This window comes from Hubeiibacter jixunmingi, assembly GCF_041928215.1.
GTDB lineage: Bacteria > Pseudomonadota > Gammaproteobacteria > Pseudomonadales > Moraxellaceae > Acinetobacter.
Map to the genome: position 1 here is coordinate 16,049 of NZ_JBHFHK010000016.1, position 22,681 is coordinate 38,729.

At 40.3% G+C, this 22,681-nt stretch carries 19 protein-coding genes and 3 pseudogenes; 13 read left to right on the forward strand and 9 right to left on the reverse strand.

Annotated elements, in window-relative coordinates; genetic code table 11:
- Nucleotides 1-85: 85 nt before the first annotated feature.
- From ACEYX7_RS04010 to ACEYX7_RS04020, 3 genes and pseudogenes are all read right to left on the reverse strand, one after another.
- Nucleotides 86-187 (reverse strand): annotated as a pseudogene (locus ACEYX7_RS04010) (IS1595 family transposase); the annotation flags it as partial.
- Between the two features lie 49 nt (nt 188-236).
- On the reverse strand, nt 237-1,544 hold the full coding sequence (locus ACEYX7_RS04015; protein WP_374803148.1) for a DUF445 domain-containing protein: 1,308 nt from the start codon (nt 1,542-1,544) through the stop codon (nt 237-239).
- A 55-nt stretch (nt 1,545-1,599) separates the two neighbouring features.
- Nucleotides 1,600-1,959 carry a Spx/MgsR family RNA polymerase-binding regulatory protein gene (locus ACEYX7_RS04020; protein ID WP_374803150.1) on the reverse strand — a complete coding sequence of 120 codons (360 nt, stop codon included), beginning with the start codon at nt 1,957-1,959 and terminating at the stop codon, nt 1,600-1,602.
- A 195-nt stretch (nt 1,960-2,154) separates the two neighbouring features.
- On the opposite strand from ACEYX7_RS04020, the gene murG reads away from it, so the two are divergent.
- The 7 genes from murG to lpxC all read left to right on the forward strand — a co-directional run bounded on the left by murG (nt 2,155) and on the right by lpxC (nt 10,970).
- The gene (gene murG, locus ACEYX7_RS04025; RefSeq protein WP_374806932.1) at nt 2,155-3,264 is read left to right on the forward strand and encodes an undecaprenyldiphospho-muramoylpentapeptide beta-N-acetylglucosaminyltransferase; all 1,110 of its coding nucleotides are present in this window, start codon (nt 2,155-2,157) and stop codon (nt 3,262-3,264) included.
- Nucleotides 3,265-3,387: 123 nt separating this feature from the next.
- A complete protein-coding gene (gene murC, locus ACEYX7_RS04030; RefSeq protein ID WP_374803154.1) occupies nt 3,388-4,845 on the forward strand; it encodes a UDP-N-acetylmuramate--L-alanine ligase in 1,458 nt (485 codons plus the stop codon).
- A gap of 25 nt (nt 4,846-4,870) precedes the next feature.
- Nucleotides 4,871-5,785 carry a D-alanine--D-alanine ligase gene (locus ACEYX7_RS04035; protein ID WP_374803156.1) on the forward strand — a complete coding sequence of 305 codons (915 nt, stop codon included), beginning with the start codon at nt 4,871-4,873 and terminating at the stop codon, nt 5,783-5,785.
- A gap of 15 nt (nt 5,786-5,800) precedes the next feature.
- Nucleotides 5,801-6,637: a cell division protein FtsQ/DivIB gene (locus tag ACEYX7_RS04040; RefSeq protein WP_374803158.1), complete on the forward strand. Its 837-nt coding sequence runs from the start codon at nt 5,801-5,803 to the stop codon at nt 6,635-6,637.
- Nucleotides 6,638-7,129: 492 nt separating this feature from the next.
- Nucleotides 7,130-8,413, forward strand: coding sequence for a cell division protein FtsA (ftsA, locus tag ACEYX7_RS04045; RefSeq protein WP_374803160.1), 1,284 nt, complete (start codon nt 7,130-7,132; stop codon nt 8,411-8,413).
- Nucleotides 8,414-8,682: 269 nt separating this feature from the next.
- Entirely contained in the window at nt 8,683-9,897 is a 1,215-nt protein-coding gene (gene ftsZ / locus ACEYX7_RS04050; RefSeq protein ID WP_374806931.1) for a cell division protein FtsZ, read from the forward strand.
- A 173-nt stretch (nt 9,898-10,070) separates the two neighbouring features.
- On the forward strand, nt 10,071-10,970 hold the full coding sequence (lpxC, locus tag ACEYX7_RS04055) for a UDP-3-O-acyl-N-acetylglucosamine deacetylase (protein ID WP_374803165.1): 900 nt from the start codon (nt 10,071-10,073) through the stop codon (nt 10,968-10,970).
- A gap of 86 nt (nt 10,971-11,056) precedes the next feature.
- Here the strand turns inward: lpxC and ACEYX7_RS04060 are convergent, their stop codons facing one another.
- Nucleotides 11,057-11,494, reverse strand: a complete 438-nt coding sequence (locus tag ACEYX7_RS04060; RefSeq protein WP_374803167.1) for a DUF721 domain-containing protein — start codon at nt 11,492-11,494, stop codon at nt 11,057-11,059.
- 359 nt (nt 11,495-11,853) lie between these two features.
- Between ACEYX7_RS04060 and ACEYX7_RS04065 the strand changes: the two are divergent.
- Nucleotides 11,854-12,198: pseudogene (locus ACEYX7_RS04065) on the forward strand (M23 family metallopeptidase); the annotation flags it as partial.
- 143 nt (nt 12,199-12,341) lie between these two features.
- On the opposite strand, the gene ACEYX7_RS04070 reads toward ACEYX7_RS04065, so the two are convergent.
- Nucleotides 12,342-13,664, reverse strand: coding sequence for a lytic murein transglycosylase (locus ACEYX7_RS04070; protein WP_374900226.1), 1,323 nt, complete (start codon nt 13,662-13,664; stop codon nt 12,342-12,344).
- A 195-nt stretch (nt 13,665-13,859) separates the two neighbouring features.
- On the opposite strand from ACEYX7_RS04070, the gene ACEYX7_RS04075 reads away from it, so the two are divergent.
- The 3 genes from ACEYX7_RS04075 to ACEYX7_RS04085 all read left to right on the forward strand — a co-directional run bounded on the left by ACEYX7_RS04075 (nt 13,860) and on the right by ACEYX7_RS04085 (nt 16,885).
- On the forward strand, nt 13,860-14,618 hold the full coding sequence (locus tag ACEYX7_RS04075; RefSeq protein ID WP_374803185.1) for a dienelactone hydrolase family protein: 759 nt from the start codon (nt 13,860-13,862) through the stop codon (nt 14,616-14,618).
- 135 nt (nt 14,619-14,753) lie between these two features.
- Nucleotides 14,754-16,319, forward strand: a complete 1,566-nt coding sequence (gene gshA, locus ACEYX7_RS04080) for a glutamate--cysteine ligase (protein ID WP_374803171.1) — start codon at nt 14,754-14,756, stop codon at nt 16,317-16,319.
- 62 nt (nt 16,320-16,381) lie between these two features.
- Complete coding sequence (locus tag ACEYX7_RS04085) at nt 16,382-16,885, forward strand: disulfide bond formation protein B (protein WP_374803173.1); 504 nt, start codon at nt 16,382-16,384, stop codon at nt 16,883-16,885.
- Nucleotides 16,886-16,960: 75 nt separating this feature from the next.
- Here ACEYX7_RS04085 and ACEYX7_RS04090 read toward each other — a convergent pair whose 3' ends face one another.
- Entirely contained in the window at nt 16,961-17,383 is a 423-nt protein-coding gene (locus ACEYX7_RS04090; RefSeq protein WP_374803175.1) for a DUF2147 domain-containing protein, read from the reverse strand.
- A gap of 213 nt (nt 17,384-17,596) precedes the next feature.
- On the reverse strand, nt 17,597-19,303 hold the full coding sequence (recJ, locus tag ACEYX7_RS04095) for a single-stranded-DNA-specific exonuclease RecJ (RefSeq protein WP_374803177.1): 1,707 nt from the start codon (nt 19,301-19,303) through the stop codon (nt 17,597-17,599).
- Between the two features lie 103 nt (nt 19,304-19,406).
- On the opposite strand from recJ, the gene ACEYX7_RS04100 reads away from it, so the two are divergent.
- Together ACEYX7_RS04100 and ACEYX7_RS04105 are read left to right on the forward strand one after the other, a co-directional pair.
- The gene (locus ACEYX7_RS04100; protein ID WP_374806926.1) at nt 19,407-20,453 is read left to right on the forward strand and encodes a WG repeat-containing protein; all 1,047 of its coding nucleotides are present in this window, start codon (nt 19,407-19,409) and stop codon (nt 20,451-20,453) included.
- A gap of 145 nt (nt 20,454-20,598) precedes the next feature.
- A complete protein-coding gene (locus tag ACEYX7_RS04105) occupies nt 20,599-21,636 on the forward strand; it encodes a mechanosensitive ion channel family protein (RefSeq protein ID WP_374900228.1) in 1,038 nt (345 codons plus the stop codon).
- Here ACEYX7_RS04105 and ACEYX7_RS04110 read toward each other — a convergent pair.
- Together ACEYX7_RS04110 and ACEYX7_RS04115 are read right to left on the reverse strand one after the other, a co-directional pair.
- The gene (locus ACEYX7_RS04110) at nt 21,616-22,326 is read right to left on the reverse strand and encodes a 16S rRNA (uracil(1498)-N(3))-methyltransferase (protein ID WP_374803183.1); all 711 of its coding nucleotides are present in this window, start codon (nt 22,324-22,326) and stop codon (nt 21,616-21,618) included. The two genes, ACEYX7_RS04105 and ACEYX7_RS04110, sit on opposite strands and share 21 nt — an antisense overlap.
- Before the next feature lie 114 nt (nt 22,327-22,440).
- Nucleotides 22,441-22,605: pseudogene (locus tag ACEYX7_RS04115) on the reverse strand (MBL fold metallo-hydrolase); the annotation flags it as partial.
- Nucleotides 22,606-22,681 lie beyond the last annotated feature (76 nt).

Sequence of the window (22,681 nt, forward strand, 5' to 3'; positions counted from 1 at the left end):
TTCTCTTGCACATGATTAAAGTATTGGGCTGTACTAGATTAGCCCTACATTTAATATCATTTCTTAAGATCTTAAGCTTATCAGATCATGTCCCATTGTTAAACCTAAACTCACATCCTTTTAAAAATAAGCGGAAGTGCTTTTTATATTTGCTAAGAATGCGTTTAGATTGTCGCCAAAAAGATTTATATTTTCAGTACGACATGATTACTAATCTAGTACAACCTCTTAAAAAATTATAAAACATGTTCCACGATGGCACGGATAATACCCAAAATCAAGCCGATAAATGCACCGACCACCACACCATTAACACGAATCATATGCAAGTCGCCACCGACTGAATTTTCAATCTTGGCAATCATTTCGCTAGAATCCCACTCGTGAATACGTTCGCTGATAAACAAAATCACTTTATCACCATATTGCTCGCTCAATTGTGTAGCGATGGTAATCAAACGTTCGTTAAATACTTCACGAACTTGCTGATTGTCTTGGATATTTTCACCCAATTGCATGATGGCATATTGCAAATTATTGGCGATACCCGAATCAGTTTGCTGTAAATCTTTGGTGATGGATTTGCATAGCATATTGACTGCATTGCCCAAAAAGCTCAGCAGTTGCGGACTATTTAAAAAGCTGTCTTTTAAAGTATTTAGTTTGATACTGGCGGTGCTGTCAGAGTCTTGTAAATCGTGTTGTAATTCTCGGGCAAAATTTTCTAGACGCTGACGGTAACGATGTTCGGGTTGCTCAATAATTTGAGTGATTTTTTGCAATAACGCATCGACACTGCGTTGCTGTACATCAATACCAAAGAAACCTACACCCCTTGCCAATTTGCCTACGCCCAATTCTTCAAATAATCGCTCTGCCATGGCATGAGCACGTTCTGGATTATGCTGAATCCAATTTTGGATGGCATCCAAGCCACGTTGTAACACATCATGATGAAAACGATTGTCCAAAATTGCCCGCAATAATTCGCTACTCAAATGATTAATCGGGGTATTTTGTAGCCATTCTTTACTATTGCTTTGGATAAATCGCATAATCTGCTGTTCACCGACAAATTCAAAAATTTTCGGTACGCTATATTGCACAAACTCGACCACCTTTTGGCTATTTTGCGGTTGTTTTAACCATTGTCCCAATGCCAAACTCGGGTCACTTTTGTGTAAACTGCGTTGCACCACCACAGGCGATAAAAAATTCTCTTGTACAAAACGCCCCATCGATTCAGCAATACGGGCTTTGTTGCGTGGGATAATTTCGGTATGTTCTAATAATAATTTTGGCACGGGTAATTTACCAAAAGGATTGCGGAATAATACGGTAATCGCATACCAATCGGCAAAACCACCCACTACGCCCGCCTCGGCAGACAGCATTAAAATATGAATCAGCCATGCATATTGCGGAAAAAATTTGGCAAAAATCATCAGCACAACCCACGACACAATCGCCACCACAAGGGCAATGGTGGCATAGCGTTTGGCACGTTTTAGGCTAGATTGTTGTTGCGTTTGACTGCTGTTCATACTCACCTACCGCAATTTTGATAATACACGATTACAAAAAATAATTTTTAAGATATTATCTTAAATAATGTAGATATTCTCTGTCATCAAACCCTACTAAAACCGTATCACCTGCCATTAGAATCGGACGTTTAATCATACTTGGATTGGCTTGTAAAGTTTCTAGCCATTGGGTTTGATTTTCTAGGGCATAGGCTTGTTGTTCTAGGCTGAGTTTTTTCCATGTTGTGCCTTGTTTATTCAAGATTTTTTCTTGTGGAATGTGTTCAAGCCATTTTAAAATGCTGTCGCTATCAATGCCTTGTTTTTTATAATCATGAAATTCATAACTCAAGCCTAATTCTTCCAAATACAAAAAGGCTTTTTTCATGGTTGAGCAGTTTTTAATACCATAGATTTTAATTGACGGTTGCATATTTTACTCGCTTTTCAAAAATAAAAATCCAACAAATTATAACTCAATCTGAGATATATCATTTTATCTTTATTGTACATAAAAAGTTTTACGACATTCTGTCATATTTTTTGACAAAATTCGCTTTGATAAGTTTTGATAAAAATCCGCTTTGGCATTACAATACAGCGTGTTTTAGACTAGACGATTTTTCTCGTGAGCAATTCTTTAAAATCTCGACATATCATGATGATGGCTGCTGGTACAGGAGGTCATGTTTTTCCTGCCTTAGCGGTCGCCAAAGCATTACAAGCACGTGGACATCAAGTGTCATGGCTCGCCACCTCAATAGGTATGGAAAACGATCTACTCAAACAACATCATGATATTCAGGTGCATCAAATCGCCATTCAAGGCATTCGTGGCAACGGTTTATTGCGAAAGCTCAAAGCACCTTTTGCTATTCTTTCTGCGACACTGGCAGCACGTCAGCTGATGAAACAACAAAATATTGATGCCGTAGCAGGTTTTGGTGGCTATGTATCAGGTCCAGGTGGTTTGGCTGCACGCTCAAGTGGCATTCCTATTCTTATTCATGAGCAAAATGCCATCGCAGGCATGACCAATAGCGTTTTGGCACGTATCGCCAATACCGTTTGCCAAGCTTTTCCCAATACTTTCCAAGCCCAAGAAAAAGTCATTACTACAGGCAATCCTGTCCGCCAAGAAATCTGTCAAATCGCACCGCCAGAACAACGCTATGCACAGCGTGAACAACAAGGCTCACCACTCAAAATCTTTATCGTGGGCGGTTCATTGGGTGCAAAAGTGCTGAATGAGCGTGTACCTGCCGCTTTGGTTGCATTGCAAATGCCTTTACAAATTTATCATCAGTGTGGCAAAAACCAACAACAAGCCACCGAACACATTTATCAGAATTTAACTAAAGTCGATGGCTTTGATGTCAAAGTCAGCCCATTTATCCAAGATATGGCACAAGCTTATAGCGATGCAGATTTGGTGATTTGTCGTGCTGGAGCATTGACTGTCACTGAGATTGCGACCGCAGGTGTAGCAGCAGTATTTGTGCCATTACCGACAGCAGTCGATGATCATCAAACTGCCAATGCACGCTATTTGGCAGACGTTGGTGCAGCAAAAGTATGCCCTCAAAGTACCATGACGTCCGAAAGCCTAGCAGGATTGTTACGCCCATTGATGCGTCGTGAAGTGTTATTTGATATGGCAAAACTTGCACAGCAACAAGCACAAATTCAAGCCACTGAGCAAGTCGCAGATTTGATTGAAAAATTGTTTGAAAAATAATATCTTTTTTTGCCAAGTATGATAAAAATACGCAGCAAATAAGATATTCACCTATCGCATTTTCTCTAAACAACATCAATTTAGAGAAAGTTAAAATGAAAATGATTGACCGAGATATTTATCATGAGCCATCCTATTCCTGATCGTCATGTCAAAAAATTGATTGATATTCCAGAAATGCGTCGTATCCAACAAATCCATTTTATTGGTATTGGTGGTGCGGGAATGTGTGGTATTGCCGAAGTATTATTTAATCAAGGCTACAAAATCACTGGCTCGGATATCAAAGCAAGTAACGTGACCAAGCGTTTAGAAAAATTAGGCATGACCGTATTTATCGGACATGATGCCAAAAATATTGAACATAGTGATGTGATCGTGGTGTCTTCAGCGATTGACCGTGAAAATCCAGAAATCGTAGAAGCCTTATCACGCCGTTTACCTGTAGTACGCCGTGCCGATATGCTCGGTGAATTGATGCGTTATCGCCATAGTATTGCGGTGGCAGGCGCACATGGTAAAACCACAACGACCAGTTTATTGACCATGATGCTGACTCACGCAGGTCTTGATCCGACTTATGTGATTGGTGGCAAACTCAATGCTTCGGGTAAAAATGCGTCATTAGGCAAGAGCCGTTATTTGGTTGCCGAAGCGGATGAGTCGGATGCGTCATTCTTGTCTTTACGTCCGATGGCGGCGATTGTGACCAATATCGATGAAGACCACATGGACACCTATGATGGCAGTTTTGACAAGTTAAAAGCGGCTTATATTCAATTTTTACACAATATGCCATTTTATGGTTTGGCGGTGCTGTGCGGTGATGATGAAGACTTGTACAGTATGATTGATAGCGTTGCTCGTCCAGTTCTAACTTTTGGCTTAAAAGAACATAATGATGTGCGTGCAGTGGATTTGGTGGTTGATGGTACCAAGACCCATTTCACGGTATTGCGTCAAGGTCGTGAGCCATTGGCATTGACCTTAAATATTCCGGGTGAGCATAATGTTTATAATGCCTTGGCAGCCATTACTTTGGCGACCGATGAAGGCGTAAGCGATGATGCCATTCGTGCCACATTGGCAGAGTTTTCCGGTGTAGGTCGTCGTTTTGAGCATCATGGCAATTATGACGTTCAACACGAAGAAGAAAAAGGCGATATATTATTGGTCGATGATTATGGTCATCACCCTGTCGAAGTGGCAGCAACCATCAAAGCCGCTCGTCAAAGTTATCCAGATCGCCGTTTGGTATTATTATTCCAACCGCATCGTTATAGCCGCACGCGTGATTGTTTTGAAGACTTTATTGAAGTGTTGTCACAAGTCGATCAATTATTATTGCTCGATGTGTACAGTGCAGGTGAAGCACCGATTGAAGGGGCGGACAGTAAAGCCTTAGCGCGTAGTATTCGTTTGCGTGGGCAAGTTGAGCCGACTTTGGTCAAAATGGAAGATGTACCAGCGACCATGCAACGTGTATTACGTCCGAATGACTTGTTGATTACACAAGGTGCAGGGAATGTCGGTCAAATCTGTGTTGATTTGGCAGTGAATCATTTGTATTTAAACAAATAAGAATTTAACTTTTAAGGTAAATCGTATGACAATCGATGTAAAACAATTTGGTAAAGTCGCGGTAGTATGTGGCGGTAGCAGTACCGAACGTGAAGTATCGCTGAATAGCGGTAAAGCCGTGCTAGACGCCTTATTGGCTCAAGGTGTAGATGCCCATCACTTCGACCCAAAAGAAACCGATATTTCTAAACTACGTGAATACGACCGTGTATTTAATATTTTACATGGTACTTTTGGTGAAGATGGTAGCTTACAGGGCGTATTAGACGGTTTTAATATTCCTTATACCGGCTGTGGCGTGTTGGCATCAGCGATTGCTATGGATAAATTCCGTTGTCGTCTAGTTTGGCAGTCTCTGGGCTTACCAAATGTGCCTTATGTGGTCTTGAATGACGATAGCGATTTTGCTGCCGTAGAAGCACAATTTGGTTTGCCATTATTCGTCAAACCTGCGGCTGAAGGCAGTAGTGTTGGTGTGATTATGGTCGAAGAGAAAGGACAATTAGAAAAAGTTTACCCAACTCTAAAACAATATCACGGTGCAATTTTGGCAGAAAAAGCCATCACTGGCGGTGAATATGCCTGCTCTATCTTGGGTGATGATGCTTTACCAAGTATTCGTATTATCCCGACGGGTAAATTTTACGATTATGAAGCCAAATATCAACGCAATGACACCGTATATCAATGCCCATCAGACTTAACACCTGAACAAGAACAGCAAATGCAACAGCTTGCTATTAAAGCTTTTGATGCGGTGGGCGGTAAAGGTTGGGGACGCGTGGACTTTTTGAAAGATGATGCTGGTCAATTGTATGTATTAGAACTCAATACTGTCCCAGGTATGACCAATCATTCTTTGGTACCTAAAGCAGCCAATGCCAAAGGTATCAATTTTGAACAACTGTGTGTAACGATTTTGGCACAGACTCTGGTTTAACTGAGAAAAATGATCATGAACCAGCCAAATCCTCAGCAACCAGCCACAAAAAAGCTTAGCCAACGTTTTAAGCGTCAAGGTAAAAGCCCAAAGCAAAATAAGCCATCAGCTGCCCAAGCGATGCCGTGGATGCAATGGGTCAGCTGGATGTTGCTGATTTTTGCTGTTGCGATACTGGTTTATGGTAGTTACTCTGCCTATCAGCGTCTGCACAATACACACATCAAATTGGTCAAAGTGGAAGGCGTCACAGGTGTCGAGCAGCAAGTATTGCAGAAGCATTTGTTGCCCGTTAGCTTTGGTGAATATTTTACGACTGATTTAAATGTGGTGCGTGACCACACCTTGCAACTACCATGGGTAGAAAATGTAGTGGTATCACGTGCTTGGCCTGATATGTTGGTGGTTCGTGCCAATAGTCGCCAGCCGATTGCACGTTGGGGGACAGGTCGCCTGCTCAGTGATAGCGGTGTGGTTTTTGCTCCTGCACAGATGGCGGATTATCAGCATTTACCATTGCTTTATAGCAGTCATCCCGATCAAGCTCGTGCAGTAATGTTGCAATATCGTGATATCGAACAGCTTTTTAGCTCTATGAATTTACGTGTGGTAGAGCTGTCTGTGACAGAGCGGATGACATGGTTTATTTTATTTGATAATGGTTTGCGTGTGATTGTTGATCAAAATCAAACTATGGCGAAACTCACTCGCTTAAAGGAGCTATTAAATAAAGATTTGAAAGCCGTAGCACCGCGTATTTCGGGCGTAGATTTACGTTACCGTAATGGTATTTCTATTCAATGGAAAAACCAACAAGCACCAACAGTGGCTCAAGGAAAAATTATCAGTTAAGTTTATCATCTCAGGTTTTGGAGATGTGATTTACACTGTCAAAACCTGATATAAATTAGACTGTTGCAAAAAATTTACTGGCTGATGATTTTTAAGTGATGTTGATTAGCATTATTTCCATCACAATCTATGGTAACTGACGCTTTTTAGAAGTCTGAACCAATTACTTCAATTATTATTGTTTTAGCAGATAAAAATCACGTTATTCAAAAATTCTTTAAAAAAATATTGTCTGATTATTAATAGAAAATGCTTATAAAACATGACATATATTTCCAAAATAGCTTGATAAAGCATAATATGATGAGATAGCTGTGTCGTTTAAATAGAATTACGAACGTAATTGTTCTTAAAATCACGATTTTACTACATTTTCAGAGTTCATTTAACCATTCTTTAATATTAGCCACTTGCCAAAATAATGTAATATGAGTCATAATATATGGTTAGTATTTTTCATTTTTGGTCTATATTCTTTTTGGTAGTGCATTCATGAGTGATGATAATATCGAACAAATCGCCGTCATTGATATCGGTGCACATAAAGTTTCTCTGATGATTGGCAAGGTACATTCGCCTGATCATATCGAAGTGATCGTTGCAAAACACGCTAGCAATCATGGTATGACCAATGGAAAAATCAGTAGTCTAGAAAAAGTCAGTGCTGCGGTGAAATCTGTAGTGCAAGATGCTGAAGAACAAACAAATATGCGTATTAATGCTGCGCATATCGCTATCTCTAGCCCAGATTTGTTTAGTGAAATTGTCACGGGTAAAACGAAAATCAATAACCCAGACGGCACTGTAGATAATAATGCTTTGATCCATGTGTTGGATGATGCAAAGCTCAAAGCTCAAAATCAGGAAGACTACCTTGTCAAAGCCATTCCTTTGGGTTATGCCATCGATGGTTCAAATGAATGGGTGGAAAATCCACACGATTTATCCGCACAGTCAATGACTGCAACTTATCAGCTGTTAAAGTTCCCTGTCAGCACCATGAATAACATAGGTAAAGTGCTGGCAAGTGCAAATGTACAAATGCAAGATGTTTATCCATCCGTGATTGCGATGGCTGAAGCAAGCCTATTGCAGAACGAACGTCATTTTGGTGTATGTATGATTGAGATTGGTGCCTGTACATCGAGCATTAGTCTGTATCTAAAAGACAATAAGCTAGCTTATGTAAAAAGCTTTGCGATCGGTAGTGATTTGGTCACTCAAGAGATTGCAACCATGTGGCGTACATCACGTGAAGAAGCAGAACGCATCAAAACTATCCATGGTTCTGTCGATATTGAAAATACACCAAGCGATCAATTTATCAGTGTAAATAGCAACACGGGTATGCACCATTATGGTCGTAAAGAGTTGGCTGCACTGATTACTGCTGTATACGATCGTATTTTGGATGTGCTGACCGCTGAGTTGATTGAAAGTGGTATGATCGCACAAGCAAGCCAAGGTATTGTACTGACAGGACAAGGTGTACGTATAGATGGTATGGTGAATTTGGTTCGTAAAAAGTTTAATGTTAGCGTTCACCTTGCCAATGCGCCGACTTATTTGACTGCTGAAGATCCAGCATTGTTGGATAAAATCGCTAGTCCAATTTTTACTGCTACAAGTGGTTTGTTGCTACTCAGCCAGCAAGATAAACAAGCTATGGGCTTGGTTGAAGAGCAACCTGATCTCACTTTTTCTGAACGCATGTCTAATATGTGGGAAAATTTCTTTCGTTTTCTCAAAAGCGGCATGATGGGCGGTGGAAAATAAAATCATTTTTGCATAAAGCATTTTATTTTCATCTTGCCTGATCAGTTTATCAGGCAATTTTTTAATGATTTGATTGTCAGTGATGATAAGAATAATCACTGATAATCAAAAGCATGATTTTGATGATAATAAACAATGTTTATCTTTGTAATTAAGGTTTGAAAAAAATCCACAAAATGTCAAGAACATGATATATTTGTGCCATTTCATAGCATAAGCAATTGTAATTGCTTTAATGTTTAGCATATTTTTGGGGAAGCTAAAAACTCATGTCATTTACACTGTTAGAAGACGACGCAAGAAATAACAATGGTCAAGCACAGTTCACCGTATTTGGCGTGGGCGGTGGCGGTAGCAATGCTGTACAAAACATGGTAGATCAGCAAATCGCTGGTGTAAAATTCGTTTGTGCCAATACAGATAAGCAAGCATTAGACCGTACCAATGTGTCGAACAAAATCCAACTTGGTGAAAAAAGTACTCGTGGTCTTGGTGCAGGCGCACGTCCAGAAGTAGGTCGTGCTGCTGCAGAAGAAACTCGTGACCAAATCCGTGAACAACTTGAAGGCGCAGATATGGTATTTGTGACCGCAGGCATGGGCGGTGGTACGGGTACAGGTGCTGCACCAGTGATTGCAGAAATCGCTAAAGAAATGGGCATCTTAACTGTGGGTGTGGTCACTACACCTTTCCGTTTTGAAGGTCGTAAACGCCAAAAATCAGCTGATCAAGGTATTGCACAACTTGAAGAATTTGTAGATTCTTTGATCGTTGTACCAAACGAACGTTTACTTGAAGTTTACGGCGATGTATCTGTGGCTGACGCTTACAAAAAAGCTGACGATGTGTTACTCAATGCTGTACGTAGTATTTTTGATTTGATCGTCAATCCAGGTTATATCAACATGGACTTTGCAGACTTAAAGACTGTGATGAGTACACGTGGTTATGCCATGATGGGTACTGGTTTTGGACGTGGTGAACACCGTGCACAGCAAGCTGCTGATATGGCGGTGCGTAGTCCATTGCTTGACAACTTGAACTTGCATGATGCCAAGAGCATTATGTTGAACATCGCAGGTAGCGAAGACTTGAGTTTGAAAGAAACTCAAGCTGTTGTTGATAGTATTGAACGTATTATTGACGAAGAAGAAGTAGAAATTTTCTATGGTACAGTCATCGATCCATCATTAAAAGACGAGATCCGCGTGACTGTAGTGGCTACTGGTTTGACACGTAACAACGAGCCAAAACAAACCATCCAAGCACACACGCCAGCACCAGCACAACAACCGCAAGTTGCAGCGACTTTTACTCGTCCATTCAATGCGCCTCAGCAAGCTGCACCGACTGCGACAGCTGATGCTGTAGAGAACAACACTGTTGAACCTACAGCTACTACTCCAGCTCGCCCTGCACCTGCGAATCGCCCATCACCAATGAGCATTCAAGAATATCTTAAAAATCAACAAGGCAAGCAATAATATCGATTTACCTTGAAGATTTATAAAAAAGCTGTAGTGCAACGTACTACAGCTTTTTTTAATATTTATCAACACCTTGCTACAGAAATATTTTGTTGTATTTGTATGACCAGATATTTTATATTTTGATAGTTTATGCTACTGTACGGCTGTTATAAAAAGTGTAAGTAAGTATGTTGAAACAGCGAACCATTAAACATTCTGTCCGTGCTAGCGGTATCGGTCTGCACAGCGGCAAACAGGTCAATATTCGTTTATGCCCACATCATGAGGATGGCGGTATTGTTTTTCGTCGTACCGATTTACAACCTGCGGTAGATTTGCCTGCACGTGCACACCTGATTCAAGAATCTTTTATGTGTTCAAATTTGATTCAAGGCAATGCGAAAGTGGGTACGGTCGAGCATTTGATGAGTGCTGTAGCGGCGTTGGGTATTGATAATTTGTTGGTTGAAGTTGATGCACCAGAGTTACCTATTTTGGACGGCAGTGCTGCACCATTTCTATTTTTATTATTACAAGCTGAATTAAACGAGCAGACCACTGCCAAAAAATTTATCCAAATCATTCAACCTGTAGAAGTCAAAGTAGATGATAAGTTCGCACGTTTTGAACCTTATGATGGTTTCTTATTAGACTTTACCATTGATTTTAAACACCCTATTTTTGCACAAGAACACCAAAATCGCTGTCTAGAGCTTTCTACACAAAGTTATACTGAACAAGTTAGCCAAGCACGCACATTCGGTTTCCTAAAAGATTTAGAATATTTGCAGGCAAATAATTTGGCACTTGGTGCGAGTTTGGAAAATGCCATTGGTTTGGATGAAAATAGCGTACTCAATGAAGAAGGTTTACGTTTTGCAGATGAGTTTGTGCGACATAAGATTTTGGATGCTGTAGGTGATCTATATTTGCTTGGGCACCAAATTTTAGCCAAATTTACTGCTTATAAAGCAGGACATGCTGTAAATAATCAATTGTTGCGTACCGTTTTTGACCAGCCAGATTGTTATAGAGTTGTTACCTCTAAAGACTTTGTCAGACCACCAATCAATTATGTTCCAGTATGATAAGTTATTGATAATTATCATACTATTTATTTATGAATAAAAATTTATTATGTTATATTATAACTTTATCTTGTATAATACACATTTTATTCATCTTTCAACGAATTTCGACTTGCCAAACGCTGTAGTGATTGGCTAAGCTTGTCATTGCCGACGATACTGGCTGCAGTCAATATGTACTGCCTATTTTCATCGGTGAGCACTTGCTGAGATGAGATTTGGCTATTTTTAGGCTGATTATCACTCAAGGTTTCTGTACGCATCACGATTTGAATTTTATTCAAACCATTGAATGCGGGAATATTCTGCAAAGTTGCTAAAAACTGTTGCTGTAAATAACGTACTTGGCTATTCAGGCTACTGTTTTTACCGGCAATAATTAACACGCCTTGCTCATAATACACAACCTGCCACTCACCACCTTTAGGTAGTATTGGCGAGACCAGTGCTGTGAGCTTTTGCCAATAGTGTACACGGCTTTTTAATTGCTCAAAAGCAGGTTTATTGTGCATTTGCGGTAACATTGTAATGGTTCATCCTATACGGTGTTGAGCGTTGGCCTTTTTTGGATTGTTGTTCATTGTAGCGATAATCCCCGACAGTGCAACCGATAGTGATGGGAATGAGGTACTATTATACTATGTTTATTCGTTACTTTTTATTGCTTGCCGGTACTGTTTTCACTTCTACAGTGGCTATGGCAAATATTCAATCTTCTGGTCGTTACGTTGCTGAGTCTGCTGACAGTGACAATAGTAACATCGCAGCGACTTACTTCAATAACGATTCACTTGCAGCCTATCCATCATCACGTGGTGCAAGCCAAGCCTTAGGGCAATGGATGACGCATCATCCCGCTCGCAATATTCGTATCAATTCGCACTTTGGTATGCGTACAGTCATGGGCGTACGTCGCCATCATAACGGCGTAGATTTTGCTGCACCAATTGGCACACCGATTTATGCTGCAGGCAGTGGTATCGTGACCAAATCTGGCTGGGGTAATGGCTGGGGTAACTATGTCGAAATCGATCATGGCAATGGTTATGTCACGCGTTATGCTCATGCATCACGCCTACACGTGCGTGTTGGTCAGCGTGTATCTGGTGGGCATCATATTGCCAATGTCGGCAACACTGGACGTTCTACTGGACCACATTTACATTTTGAAGTAGTACGTAGCGGACGACCACAGAACCCTGCAACTTATCTTGCAATGTTGCCTTAACTTATAGCTGATATTTATCTGCTACAAGACCTCAAAACAAGTGCCATCTTATAGCACTTGTTTTTTTTATGTGTTTTTTCAAAAAAAAATGCTGTAATCACTATCGGATCACAGCATTTTAATTTTAATCAATACAATGCCAATTAACGCCCTTGACGTAAAGCATTTAAGATTTTCTGTCCTGCACGACCATCAGTATTGAGACCCAAACGTTGCTGTTCTATACGAATCGCTTGGCGGGTATGATCACCAATCAAACCATCTACCGCACCAATATCATGCCCACGATTGAGCAATAACTGTTGGATTTCACGGCGTTCCGCACGCGATGTGCCGGCATCATCAGTCGGCCATTGACCAGTCACGCCCGATTTACCTTGCAAACGGTCTGACAATAAGGCAATCGCCAAGGCATAGCTCTCTGCCGCATTATAGCTGTACAAGGCATCAAAATTTCTAAATACAATAAATTTTGGACCATTGTTACCTGCTGGAGCAATCAAAGCCGCTGGCGTTGAACCTGATAGATTGCCTTGAATCAATGGTGAACCGTCCATACGGGTCACGCCTCGATTTGCCCAACCTGACAAGGCAGATTTGTTGGTACGACCGGAAGCACTCACACCATCTGCACGCACTTCGAAGCCCCACGGCATACCTGTTTGCCAATTCGCACGTTTTAAAAAATTAGCTGTCGATGCCAAGGCATCTGGAATACTCGATACCAAATCACGACGACCATCACCATCAAAATCAACCGCCAAACGATCATAAGTCGATGGCATAAATTGAGTATGACCAAATGCCCCAGCCCATGAGCCTTTCATTTGATCTTCAGTCAAATCGCCACGTTGTAAAATTTTCAGTGTGGTAAAAAATTCACCACGGAAATAGCTTTGACGGCGACCTTCACAGCTCAACGTCGATAAGGCTTGTACCAATGGATAATTACCCGAAATTGCCCCAAAGTTACTTTCCACGCCCCATACCGCTACGATGGTTTCTACAGGTACGCCATATTGACGTGACGCACGCTCCAGCACTTGACGATGTTCAGCGATTTTGGCTTGCCCATCACGCACACGCTCATCATCGACCAAAGCCGATAAATAATCCCAAATATCAGTGCGGAATTCAGGTTGGAAATTCAGTTTATCAATCACACTATAATCTGGACTCAGATTGCGAGTATAATGATCATAAGTCGATGCACTGACACCACTGCTGATGGCTTGACCACGCAAATTGGCTAAACATTGTTGAAAATTATTTTGCGGTTGATAAGACGAACTATTATTCGTAGCTGTAAGCACAGGTGTATTGCTGGCAGTATTATTATAAGCACTTGGCACAGTTTGTGAACCGCCGAAACTCCCTGAACTAAATACAGTTTCAGCATAAGACTGACTGACGCCTGTCGTTGCCAACGCAGCAACTGCACAAAATACTAATGGATGATGACGCATAAACATTCCCCTATCACCTTTGTTAAATCAAAACAAAAATTACATCTAAAAATTGCTGTATAGCCTAGCACTGATTGCTTCAAAAAAATGCAATTTTTACACTATTTTTGTATATGATTTTTGCACTCTGAATAGACCATAAATATACAAAGTGTAACGCTCAAAAGTTTAAAAAACTGTTACTTTAAATCCCATATTTTACTTAAAAAGGAATCCATTATGGATAAAATTCAGACTACAGAAGTGCACTATCAAGACAGTCATGGGCAAAACCTGATTGGGTATTTGGCTTATCCAAATGATAGCGATAATAAACACGCTGCGATTTTGGTTTTCCCTGAATGGTGGGGACGTAATGCCTATATTGAACAACGTGCTAGAGAATTGGCAGAACTGGGCTACGTCGCTCTGGCAGTCGATATGTATGGCGATAAAAAATTGGCGGATGATCCACAAACTGCCAATCAATATATGATGGCGACTTTTGAGAAACCTGATACCATCGTTGATCGTGCTACCGCAGCGATGCGTTGCCTGCAAAGCCAAAAAGGTGTAGATGCAACCAAAATCGCCGCAATTGGTTTTTGTTATGGTGGTAAAGTTGCACTGGATTTGGCACGCTCTAATGCTGATTTAAAAGTGGTTGCGACATTTCATGCCAATTTAAGTCACAGCACGCCTGCCAATCAAGGCTTTAGACCTAAAGTATTGGTATCACACGGCGAAATCGATACTATGGTGACCTTGGATGATGTGGAAAAATTTAAACAAGAAATGCAAAATGCAGGTGTGGACTATCAAGTCGATATTTACCCAAATGCCAAGCATGGTTTTACCAATCCAAAAGCTGATGAAAATGCTGCCAAATATGGTGTAGATTTGGGTTATAATGCTGATGCAGCAAAGCAAAGTATCGCCAAAATGCACAAATTGATGGCGGATTATTTGACTTAAATTTTTGTGATATTTTATCGTAGGTCGTGTTATGCATCGTCTAACACGACCTTTTTATAACCAATTTGCAATTATAAATATTATCCCTATCTATAAATCTGTTATGATGCTCTAAAACTTAAGGCGATAATTTGAATGCAAAACACCTCTTCTATGCAACAACACTTATCCTTACCAGCTCATCTGTTAAAAGGAATGCAACGTGGGCTAGAGCGTGAAACTTTGCGTATGCAAGGCAATGGTTTTTTATCACAAAAACCACACCCTCAAGGGCTTGGCTCAGCATTGACACACAGCTATATTACAACTGATTATTCCGAAGCTTTGCTCGAACTGATTACGCCACCAAAAAGTAGTATTCCTGAAGCATTAGACTTTTTGACGGCATTGCATCAATTTGTCGATACGCAACTGGCAGAAGATGAGCAACTGTGGCCATTATCGATGCCGTGTATGCTTGACAGCAAAGATGAAAATATTCCTTTGGCAAACTATGGCTCATCCAATTTAGGTAAATTTAAAACTTTATACCGTCATGGTCTGGGTATTCGCTATGGACGCCGTATGCAAACCATTGCAGGGATTCATTACAATCTGTCTTTTCCAGAGCAATTGTTCGACTATTTACAACAACAAGAAAACGATGAGAATTTAAGAAAATTGACGGCACAAGATTATCGCAGTATGCGTTATTTTGGTTTGATTCGTAATTTTATTCGTCATCTACCTTTGGTCATGTATGTACTGGGAGCAAGTCCTACCGTATGTCGTTGTTTTGTGTCAGGTCGTCCGCATCATCTACATCAGCTTAATCAAACCACTTTATACTTACCGCATGCGACTGCATTGCGTATGGGTAAATTGGGCTACCAAAACTCTGCACAACGTGCCTTAGGTATTCATTACAATAATTTGCCAGACTATGTCAAAGGTATTCGTGCTGCCATTCATACACCATTTGAGCCATTTCAACAGCTTGGCTTAGATGATGAAAACGGCGAGCCAATCCAAATCAATGATCATGTGCTACAAATTGAAAATGAATATTACAGCTTAATTCGTCCAAAACAGCCACCTCAAGGCAATGAAACCCCAGCTCAAGCACTTGCCGCACGTGGTGTAGCCTATGTGGAATTGCGTGCTGTAGATATCAATCCTTATTTGGCGATTGGTATCGATGAGCAGAGTGCAGCATTCTTAGAAACTTTGGCATTGTATTGTTTGTTGCAAGACAGTCCGATGATTTCTGATGCTGAGCAAACTATGCTTGACGACAATCAAAATAAAGTCGTTGATTTTGGACGTGATGCCGATTGTCGTATTCAGACACCACAAGGCGAAGTGTTGTTAAAAGATTGGCTACAAGACTGTTTGCAAAATATGTTGCCTTATGCTGAGCTACTTAATCAAGCACATACTGTCGATTATCGATCAGCAGTACAGTTGATGCAACAGCGTGTTGCTTGCCCAGAGCAGACTTTATCGGCAAGAATGTTGGCTGAAACGCAACAAGCAGGGGGTACTTGGCATTTTGGTGCTGAGCTTGCAAAACAACATCAAGCCTACATTCAAAACTATGTCATGTCTGATGAATTAAAGCAATTTTTTGCTCAAGCAGTGGAAAAATCGATTGTGAAACAGACTGAGCTTGAAGCGAGTGACGATATGTCATTCAAGCAATATGTGCAACAATATCGCTAAATGACTGCAAAACCGCAATGAGATCGCAGCAGGATTTAGATGAAAAATAGAGTGAATTGTTTATGCTAAAATATCTTAATTATCGCACTGTAAACTTGATATTATTTTTAGGCAGTGTGATTGGTATGGCTTTTGCCATGTATTTGCAACACGGCTTGGGTTTTGAACCTTGCCCATTATGCGTCTTCCAGCGTATTGGCTTGATGGGACTAGGGCTATTTAGCTTGATTGCTCTGATTCACAATCCTGTATCCGTCATTGTGCGTCGTGTCTATAATGGTTTGGGACTGATCGCCATCACATGGGCAGCAGGTGTTGCAGCATTTCATGTCTGGGTACAAAATGCCCCGCCTGAAGATACGCCAAGTTGTGGTCCTGGTTTGGACTATATGCTTGAAACTTTGCCTTATAAGGAAGTATTGCGTTTGGTATTCTCTGGCTCAGCCCGTTGTACTGATGTAGATTGGACGTTTTTGGGATTATCACTACCTGTGTGGTCATGCGTATTTTTTACAGTATTATTGGTTATTACTGTTTGGCAATTGATTAAAGCACGTCGTGCTTAAGTTTATGCTAAGTTTAAACAAATAAAAAAGCTAAAACCTACGTTTTAGCTTTTTTTATGAAAAATCGAACTTAAATTAGTTACGTACCCAAGTTTGGTCACGACCAATCAAAGAAAAACCGATATAACCACGTACTTTTAATTGTGAGCCATTTTCAGTCACATTCAATTTATAGGTTTTACCTGATTTTGGATCTAAAATCGTACCGCCTTCGTACTTACCGCCACCTACAGATTGTAAGCCACGTACAACCGTTACACCTTCAAGTTTTTTACCCTTTAAGCTGCCTGCACAAGTCATACAACCGTTTTGTACTGCTGGATCTAAAGTCTTGATGATTGTGCCTGTGTAGGTTCCATTGGCTGCTTTTGTAAATTGAATGACTGCTTTTGGTTTACCTGTTTCGTCGTCAATGGTTCTCCAGCTTGTGCCGTTAATTTCAGCGAATGCGCCAGTTGTAACACCCATTGCCAAAACCAATAATGCTAGCTTTTTCATTTAACCACTCCTTGCTGTGTCAAATCTTGAAAAGTAATTCAGTATAGGCAAACCTTTGCCCATAACGATGTACTTTGCGTATTAATTTGGGAAAAATACAGTATTTTTTATGAATAGTCAGTCACTTTTTCCATTTTTTTGTAACATTAAATTATAAGCAACTGATATATATCAATAATATTTTTTTAATTGTGTATTTTAACGACAACTTTTTTATGATTTAGATATGTTATTGATATGGATAATCTTCAATTGCAAACGTTGTTCGCCACGAAATTCATTTTTTTCCAGACTATAAACCAGTTCAATGCGTTGTGTTGGATTGGCAAATTTATTTTTGAGATTAAAACCGATTGCCTCGACCACTCGTCCATCATCCAATTGTAATTTTAGTTTTAGGTGACTATCTTTCAGCCATTGATATTCCAAAACAGCAAAAATGCCACAGAAAACGGGTGGCTCAAAACCTTGTCCCCACGGCTCAAATTGTTGTATTTGTGCCACGAAATCAAGATCAAACTCATCATCTGACAACTCACCATCGGTATATAAAATCGGCTGAAACAGCTGTTCATCCAAGCTTTGCATTTGTTTAATAAATGCCTGTTGAAATGCTTCGAAGTGCTGCCGTTGAATGGTCAAACCTGCTGCTGCGGCGTGTCCACCAAAAAAACGTACTAATTCAGGCTGTTGTTCTGCCACACGTTCGATACAATCACGGATATGAATACCTGCAATCGAACGTGCCGAACCTTTGATATGTATGCCATCTTCATCAGGTGCAAAGACGATACTCGGACGATGATAATGGTCTTTGAGTCGCCCTGCTACAATACCGATCACACCTTGATGCCATGTCGGCTCGAAGAGTACCAAAGCTGGTGGCAAGCTCTCAAGCTGTTGATATTTATCTAGTTCCCTGTCCGCTTGATCTCGCATTTTCTGTTCGACTTGGCGACGATTTTGATTGAGCTCATCCAATTGGTAAGCGTAACGATAGGCAGTCGGCAAATCTTCTGACAATAGACATTCAATACCAATTTGCATCGAGTCCATTCGCCCAGCAGCATTGATACGAGGCCCTAAAATAAAACCAAAGTCTTGTGCAGTCATCTGCTCCACAGCTTTGCCAGCCACTTCCAACAATGCCAAGATGCCCGCACGACATTGCCGTTTACGAATACGATTTAGCCCTGCTTTGACCAAGATACGATTGTTATAATCCAGTTTTCCAACATCCGCTACTGTGCCTAATGCCACAAGATCTAAATACTGATTGAGTTTGACACTGCTTTTACCGTGTTTTTGGCGATGCGTAGCAAGACAAGCCAATACATAAAACGCCACACCGACACCGACCAATGACTTACTGGCAAAATGACAACCGAGCTGATTGGGATTGACCACGGCACAAGCCTGTGGCGTTTGTTTTGTGGTTAAATGATGGTCTGTGATCACCACATCCATGCCCAGCTCATGACACCGTGCTACACCTGCATGGCTCGAAATACCATTATCTACAGTAATCAATAATTGTGGATGTACTCTCTCAAAGGCCAATTCAGCAATCGCAGGAGTCAGTCCATAACCATATTTAAAACGGTCAGGGACAATATAATCGACTTTTGCTCCCAATTGACGTAATACTAAAATCATCAGTGCAGTGCTGGTCGCACCGTCTGCATCATAATCTCCAACAATAACAATCTGCTGTTGAGCATCAATCGCTTGGTCGATACGTTGTACCGCCTCATCCAACCCTAATAAATTGGCAGGCAGCAAATGTTTTAATTCTAGGTCAAATTGATTGATAGCCACATCACGTGCTGATAAAATACGAGCCAATGTTGGGGACATTCGTCCTTGATATTGGGACAAATCCTGTTGCAAGACACGTGGTTGTAAGGTCAGCATCGACATAATAAACTGCATATCATTGGTGAGAAAACAATTTATTATATCCTGTTATCATTAACAATGTTATACAAAATCAAGTCTGATCAAGATTTGAAAAGAGAAAAAAATGCGTCACTCAAAAATCCATTTCTTATGTCTAAGTATGCTCATTTTTAGTACAACCAGTACACAGCAAAGCTTTGCGAAACTACCTGATTTAGGTTGTGAAGTACCTATTTTAAAACAAAAATATCATGTCCTAGGTTGCTTTCAAGAGGATGCTGTACGTGTACAACAGAATGGTAAATGGGGCGTGCTTAATCGACAATCCAAAGTCATTATCCCTTTTCAATATGATTTTTTGGCTAGTTTTAGTGAAAATCTACTCGTTGCCCGTAAAGATGGGCAGTGGGGCTTTTTGGACAAACAAAATCAAATCGTTATTCCTTTTCAGCCTTATCAAATGGCTTATAATTTTGTTGAAGGCTTTGCAGCAGTACAACAAAATGATAAGTGGGGCTTTATTGATAAAACAGGAAAGTTTGTTATTGCAGCACAGTTTGATGAAACTTGGGGTTTTTCCGAGGATTTGGCTGCCGTAAGAATACAAGACAAATGGGGTTACATTGATAAATCAGGCAAGATGATAATCAGCCCCACATACGACCAAGTACAGGACTTCTCCGAAGGATTGGCGGTAGTAGAGAAAAATGGTAGCAAAGGTTATATCGATAAATCAGGAAAAATCATTATCCCTATCCAATACTATGACGCACGTGCATTTCGAGAGGGCGTTGCGGCGGTCTATTCCGCTTATAACAAAGCAGGCTTTATTGATAAAACAGGAAAAAATATCATCGGTTTTGACTATAGTTTTGCACAAGATTTTAATAACGGCTTAGCAATCGTCAGTAAAGGTAAAAAATTTGGCGTGATTAATCGTCAAAATCAAACTGTGGTTGCGTTTGACTATGACGAAATTAAAGACTTCGTACAAGGTATTGCGATTGCCAACAAAGCTGGAAAATGGGGTTATATCGATCAAACTGGAAAAATAATTATCCCTTTGATTTATGATGACATCTCTCAATTTAGTCAAGGTGTGGCGATGGCAACCTTAAAAAATAAAACCCTATATCTAAATCGCCAAGGTAAAGTGATAAAACTACCGTAACCGTCAAACAAGATCATTTGGGCTGGCTTAAAATGTATCTCAATTGCTAATTTTTATACCGATTTTTATAAGAGATATAGTCAAATAGGCAAAAAGCAGTTAAGCTTGGCAAATTTCTAACCTACCAAATTTTGAGTAATTTATTGTGGCAAATCAAGACAATACTTCTTTAAAAGAGATTGCACAAGATACGGGGCAACTGATCCAAGAGACCAGTCAGCGTGCCACCACGACCGTGATTGAAAAAAGCCAAAAGTACAGTGACGCTTATGTCACAATGAATAAAATCATTGAAGGTTTTTGGGAACGAGTACCTTATATCATCATTGGTGTAGTGGTCTTTTTAATGTTTTGGTTATTGTCAAAACTATTTAAAAAAATCGTTACCAAAGCATTATTTGACCGCTCTTATACTCGACAAAATTTAGTATTGGTTCTGCATCGTGTGGGCAGTACAGCCATTTTATTTTTTGGTTTTTTAATTGCCTTAGTCATTATCATTCCTGGTTTCTCACCTGGGCAATTGGTGAGTGCTTTAGGTATTGGCTCAGTCGCAATTGGTTTTGCATTCAAAGATATTTTTCAAAATTTATTATCAGGTATTCTGATTTTGATCAGCGAACCTTTTAAAATTGGCGATGCGATAGTAGTCAATGGTTTAGAAGGTACGGTTGAAGATATCCAAATTCGTGCAACGTTTTTACGTTCTTATGACGGACGTCGTATCGTCATTCCAAATGCGACTGTTTATACCAGTGCAGTGATTGTGAATACGGCATATCAGCATCGTCGCTGTGAGTTTTTGATTGGTATTGATTATGAAGAAAATATCAAACAAGCTTCTGATCTCATTCTCGGTATTCTGAACAACGACCGTGAAGTATTAAGTATGCCAATGTACACCGTTGATGTGGCAGAGCTCATGGATACCAAAGTCAATCTACGTGTGAGATGGTGGATCGATGTCAAAGACAGTAGCATGGCAGCATCTGTGAGTAATATTCAGACCCAAGTCAAAGAAGCCTTTGAACAAGCCAAAATCAGCAATAGTGACGAAGCTGAAGAAGAAGACAGCAATCCGCCACATCAAGAAATCAATCCTGATGTTGCTTCCGCAAATAATGCCAATGCCAGTGATCGTGCCACGTTAGCAAATCTACGTTCAGGTGAACATCCTCGCTAAAATACTGCTCACTGCGGTCTCGGTACGTAAAATACGGTTGCCCAATTGACAAATTTGGCAGCCGTTTTGTTGTAATAAATCAATTTCATAAGCGGTAAAGCCACGCTCTGCTCCGACAATAATTTGGCATGGCTGATTAAAACTCATCGGTAATTTTTGCACGCTATAAGGATGAGCCACAAAGCTCGGCTTAGCTTGCGTCCACAACCGTAAACGGTCTTCCACAAAAGGCTTAAAGCGTTGTTCCAAAACAATTTCGGGTAAAAATACATCGCCTGCCTGTTCCAACCCCAACATGGCATAATCATTTAATTTTTGTAAAAAAGGCGTCTGCCAATAGCTTTTTTCCACATGATAACAGTGCATCAAAACGATTTTTTCTACACCCAAACTGGTTGCATCCATGATTAAACGTCTTAAGGCTTTGGGACGTGGTAAGGCAACAATTAAAGTGACGGGGATTTTATCTGGTACAGGCTCTTTTTGAATAGTTTTTAACTCAATAAAATCATCTGTAATCGCTATAATTTCACAGAGATAACGGGCTTGATTGAGCACACCCACTTTCAGTGTGTCACCAATTTTGGCTTTTAAATGATGCTTGATATGTTCAATTTGCCTTGGCTCTTGGATGCGATAAAGGTCTTGGACATCATCATAAGCACTCGGGTCTAACAATACTAAATTCATCAATTTATCTCGTGAAAATGCTTTATCGCCATCGTCCTAGATTATCAAGTATTCAACAGCAAAAAATCCAGCCCGAAAGCCAGATTTTTCAATATTTTTCAAAATAAAATATGTATTACCAGTTACCCAACGGTGCATATCCATAATGTTCAATGTACGCATGGTTGAGAAATTCGTCCAACCTTGCACTTCTGGGCTAAATTTTACATTGCGATACAACTGATCCCATGACATGCCTTTACGGGTCAAATCTAACACTTGTTGATGTAAATTTGTCATTAGGACTTACGCAAAACCGTAATTTTTTTGCATAAGGGGAATAAACTATAATAGTAGCATAAGGCATGACAAAAAA